The following is a 5,716-nucleotide window of genomic DNA, read 5'->3' on the forward strand; positions in this document are numbered from 1 at the left end:
GAATGGTTGTCCGGCGGCGTCCTACTCTCCCACCCCGTCTCCAGGGCAGTACCATCGGCGCTATGAGGCTAAGCTTCCGGGTTCGGAATGGGACCGGGCGTTTCCCCCACGCTATGACCACCGAAACACTATCGAGACCAGGCAACCCCACACCAGTGGGGGTTGGTGCCCGTGACTCGGGAACCGCACAGTGGACGCGAACACACACCACACAGACTCATCAAAGAGCCCAGTGCCTTGAAAGAATTTGAGTGTTGAGAAAGTTATCGGCAAGTTAGTACCGGTCAGCTCCACAAGTCTTCAGTCCTTGCTTCCACATCCGGCCTATCAACCCAGTAGTCTGCTGGGCGCCTCCCACACACAAGGTGTACGGAAACCTCATCTCGAAGCAGGCTTCCCGCTTAGATGCTTTCAGCGGTTATCCCTTCCGAACGTAGCCAACCAGCCATGCTCCTGGCGGAACAACTGGCACACCAGAGGTTCGTCCGTCCCGGTCCTCTCGTACTAGGGACAGCCCTTCTCAAGTTTCCTACGCGCGCAGCGGATAGGGACCGAACTGTCTCACGACGTTCTAAACCCAGCTCGCGTACCGCTTTAATGGGCGAACAGCCCAACCCTTGGGACCTACTCCAGCCCCAGGATGCGACGAGCCGACATCGAGGTGCCAAACCATGCCGTCGATATGGACTCTTGGGCAAGATCAGCCTGTTATCCCCGGGGTACCTTTTATCCGTTGAGCGACGGCGCTTCCACAAGCCACCGCCGGATCACTAGTTCCGACTTTCGTCCCTGCTCGACCTGTCAGTCTCACAGTCAAGCTCCCTTGTGCACTTGCACTCGACACCTGATTACCAACCAGGCTGAGGGAACCTTTGAGCGCCTCCGTTACATTTTAGGAGGCAACCGCCCCAGTTAAACTACCCACCAGGCACTGTCCCTGATCCGGATCACGGACCGAGGTTAGACATCCGAAGCGATCAGAGTGGTATTTCAACAATGACTCCACCCGAGCTGGCGCCCGAGCTTCACAGTCTCCCACCTATCCTACACAAACCGCACCGAACACCAATACCAAGCTATAGTAAAGGTCCCGGGGTCTTTCCGTCCTGCTGCGCGTAACGAGCATCTTTACTCGTACTGCAATTTCGCCGAGTTCGCGGTTGAGACAGCGGAGAAGTCGTTACGCCATTCGTGCAGGTCGGAACTTACCCGACAAGGAATTTCGCTACCTTAGGATGGTTATAGTTACCACCGCCGTTTACTGGGGCTTAAATTCTGGGCTTCGCCGAAGCTGACCCGTCCTCTTAACCTTCCAGCACCGGGCAGGCGTCAGTCCGTATACATCGTCTTGCGACTTCGCACGGACCTGTGTTTTTAGTAAACAGTCGCTTCTCCCTGGTCTCTGCGGCCCTCCCCGCGTCCCCCAGCAAGTGGGTTAACGGTTCAGGCCCCCCTTCTCCCGAAGTTACGGGGGCATTTTGCCGAGTTCCTTAACCACGATTCACTCGATCGCCTTAGTATTCTCTACCTGACCACCTGAGTCGGTTTAGGGTACGGGCGGCTAGTCCCTCGCGTCGAGGCTTTTCTAGGCAGCATAGGATCACCAGATTCCCGCATACACGGTCTCTATCAGCTCTCACCCTTCATGACACCCGGATTTGCCTAGGTGTCGGGCTACGACCTTGGACATGGACAACCATCGCCACGCCTGGCTACCTTCCTGCGTCACCCCTGTTAACACGCTTACCTACTACCGGATCAGGTCCCACGCCGCCCCACCAGTGAGACCCGAAGGTCTCGGCGGTGGCTTGGGGTGGTTAGTATCACCGGGCTCGGTATGGGCGGTACTTCGCCGGTAGGAGAATATCAACTCCTTGTCCATCGACTACGCCTGTCGGCCTCGCCTTAGGTCCCGACTTACCCAGGGCGGATGAACCTGGCCCTGGAACCCTTGGTCATTCGGCGGACGGGATTCACACCCGTCATTCGCTACTCATGCCTGCATTCTCACTCGTGTAGGCTCCACCGCTAGGTCACCCTGCGACTTCACTGCCCACACGACGCTCCCCTACCCACCCACACACCTGAACACACACCACAAGGGCGCATGCTGGGCTTGCGATCAAACGCAATGTGAGTGCCACGGCTTCGGCGGTGTGCTTGAGCCCCGCTACATTGTCGGCGCGGAATCACTTGACCAGTGAGCTATTACGCACTCTTTCAAGGGTGGCTGCTTCTAAGCCAACCTCCTGGTTGTCTGTGCAACTCCACATCCTTTCCCACTGAGCACACGCTTAGGGGCCTTAGCCGGTGATCTGGGCTGTTTCCCTCTCGACCACGGAGCTTATCCCCCGCAGTCTCACTGCCACGCTTAAACTTACCGGCATTCGGAGTTTGGCTGACGTCAGTAACCTGGTGAGGCCCATTAGCCATCCAGTAGCTCTACCTCCGGCAAGAAACACGCGACGCTGCACCTAAATGCATTTCGGGGAGAACCAGCTATCACGAAGTTTGATTGGCCTTTCACCCCTAACCACAGGTCATCCCCCAGGTTTTCAACCCTGGTGGGTTCGGTCCTCCACGCCGTCTTACCGGCGCTTCAACCTGCCCATGGCTAGATCACTTCGCTTCGGGTCTAGACCCGGCGACTCAGACGCCCTATTCGGACTCGCTTTCGCTACGGATACCCCACACGGGTTAACCTCGCCACCGAGCACTAACTCGCAGGCTCATTCTTCAAAAGGCACGCCGTCACCCCTACCAAGGAGGCTCCGACGGATTGTAGGCACATGGTTTCAGGTACTATTTCACTCCCCTCCCGGGGTACTTTTCACCTTTCCCTCACGGTACTTGTCCGCTATCGGTCACTAGGTAGTATTTAGGCTTAGCAAGTGGTCTTGCCAGATTCACACGAGATTTCACGGGCCCCGTGCTACTTGGGATCCCCTCCACCAGGCCGCACCATTTCGTCTACGGGACTCCCACCCACTACGGTCCGGTATTCAACCCGGTTCGACTATGACACGACTTTCTCACTGGCCGGAAGACTGTCAGATCTTCCCGGAAGGTCCCACAACCCCGCACACGCAACGCCTGACAGCTTGACACGCATACGGTTTGGCCTCATCCGCTTTCGCTCGCCACTACTCACGGAATATCTCTTCCTGTCGGTACTGAGATGTTTCACTTCCCGACGTTCCCTCCACACGCCCTATACATTCAAGCGCGGGTAACCGAACATGACTTCGGCTGGGTTCCCCCATTCGGAGACCCTCGGATCACAGCTCGTCTGCCAACTCCCCGAGGATTATCGCAGGCTACAACGTCCTTCTTCGGCTCCTAGTGCCAAGGCATCCACCAATGTGCCCTTAAAAACTTTCGGCAACACTACAATCACAGAAACCAAGACAACACACCCGACAACAACCCGACCCGCACGACCCGAAAGGCCCTACCAGCCAGACCATCGCCAAGCAGTCTTGGAAACATTCAAAGATGCTCGCGTCCACTATGCAGTTCTCAAGCAACGGACGAACCCACCAGAGCGACCCGCACCCACCACCACCGGCACGCCGGCTGGTCTGAAGTGCCACTCAGTGACCCGTATCCAGTCAGAAACACCCGTCCCCCACACCCCCACCCACCAGCCCCGAAGGGACAAGATCCCCGAAGGACAAGCTCGTGGTGCGTGAGGCGGCCGGTTGCCTCAGGACCCAACAGTGTGCTCAGCAAGCCACCACCACCTGCGACCACCACGTTCCAACCCACCCAGCAAGGAGACAAGCCCCTCACCAACCAGGCGTACTAGCAGCAGCCACCAGCACGGTGACCCTTCGTCAATGTTCCACCCATGAGCAACCACCCCAGACGCGTACGGCCTGGGCCTGGCCTCTGCCACCAGCACCCACCAGCCCAGGGACGAACCCACGAGCCGGCACGGCATCCCCGGCTTCCCGGGGCCTGATGGAGATGAGCTCCTTAGAAAGGAGGTGATCCAGCCGCACCTTCCGGTACGGCTACCTTGTTACGACTTAGTCCCAATCGCCAGTCCCACCTTCGACCACTCCCTCCCACAAGGGGTTGGGCCGTGAGCTTCGGGTGTTACCAACTTTCGTGACTTGACGGGCGGTGTGTACAAGGCCCGGGAACGTATTCACCGCAGCGTTGCTGATCTGCGATTACTAGCGACTCCGACTTCACGGGGTCGAGTTGCAGACCCCGATCCGAACTGAGACCGGCTTTTTGGGATTCGCTCCACCTCACGGTATCGCAGCCCTCTGTACCGGCCATTGTAGCATGCGTGAAGCCCAAGACATAAGGGGCATGATGATTTGACGTCATCCCCACCTTCCTCCGAGTTGACCCCGGCAGTCTCCCATGAGTCCCCGGCATAACCCGCTGGCAACATGAGACAAGGGTTGCGCTCGTTGCGGGACTTAACCCAACATCTCACGACACGAGCTGACGACAACCATGCACCACCTGTGTACGAGTGTCCAAAGAGAACCCCATCTCTGGGGCTTTCTCGTACATGTCAAGCCTTGGTAAGGTTCTTCGCGTTGCATCGAATTAATCCGCATGCTCCGCCGCTTGTGCGGGCCCCCGTCAATTCCTTTGAGTTTTAGCCTTGCGGCCGTACTCCCCAGGCGGGGCACTTAATGCGTTAGCTACGGCACAGAACCAGTGGAACTGGCCCCACACCTAGTGCCCAACGTTTACGGCATGGACTACCAGGGTATCTAATCCTGTTCGCTCCCCATGCTTTCGCTCCTCAGCGTCAGTAACTGCCCAGAGACCTGCCTTCGCCATCGGTGTTCCTCCTGATATCTGCGCATTCCACCGCTACACCAGGAATTCCAGTCTCCCCTACAGCACTCCAGTCTGCCCGTACCCGATGCAAGCTCACAGTTGAGCCATGAGATTTCACACCAGACGCGACAGACCGCCTACGAGCTCTTTACGCCCAATAATTCCGGACAACGCTTGCGCCCTACGTATTACCGCGGCTGCTGGCACGTAGTTAGCCGGCGCTTCTTCTGCAGGTACCGTCACTTGCGCTTCTTCCCTGCTGAAAGAGGTTTACAACCCGAAGGCCGTCATCCCTCACGTGGCGTCGCTGCATCAGGCTTTCGCCCATTGTGCAATATTCCCCACTGCTGCCTCCCGTAGGAGTCTGGGCCGTGTCTCAGTCCCAGTGTGGCCGGTCGCCCTCTCAGGCCGGCTACCCGTCGACGCCTTGGTAGGCCATTACCCCACCAACAAGCTGATAGGCCGCGAGCCCATCCCCCACCGAAAAACTTTCCAACACCCACCATGCAGTGAGTGCTCATATCCGGTATTAGACCCCGTTTCCAAGGCTTATCCCGAAGTGGAGGGCAGGTTGCTCACGTGTTACTCACCCGTTCGCCACTGATCCACCCCTGCAAGCAGGAGCTTCACCGTTCGACTTGCATGTGTTAAGCACGCCACCAGCGTTCGTCCTGAGCCAGGATCAAACTCTCCGTAAAAGAGAAACATCCACACCCACTCACGTGAGCGCGAACAATGATACCGGCCAGATCAAAACCAAACTGGTTTCAATGATCCGATCCAAAACAACCCCCATCACCCCGAACCACACCACCATCCAGCAGCACGATCCGAAACAAGAGAGTCAAATAATTGGCATTGACTATCAAGCACACTGTTGAGTTCTCAAACAACCGACGCACACCGT

Annotated in this window: 3 rRNA genes; all 3 read right to left on the reverse strand. The window is 57.5% G+C overall.

Annotated elements, in window-relative coordinates:
* Positions 1-8 precede the first annotated feature (8 nt).
* Positions 9-125, reverse strand: a 5S ribosomal RNA gene (rrf, locus tag ACIBBF_RS26410).
* A 129-nt stretch (positions 126-254) separates the two neighbouring features.
* Positions 255-3,382, reverse strand: a 23S ribosomal RNA gene (locus ACIBBF_RS26415).
* Between the two features lie 600 nt (positions 3,383-3,982).
* Positions 3,983-5,507 (reverse strand): 16S ribosomal RNA (locus tag ACIBBF_RS26420).
* The 16S, 23S and 5S rRNA genes sit together here, the layout of an rRNA operon.
* Positions 5,508-5,716: the final 209 nt, after the last annotated feature.

This window comes from Promicromonospora sp. NPDC050880, assembly GCF_044456525.1.
Classification (GTDB): Bacteria; Actinomycetota; Actinomycetes; order Actinomycetales; family Cellulomonadaceae; genus Promicromonospora.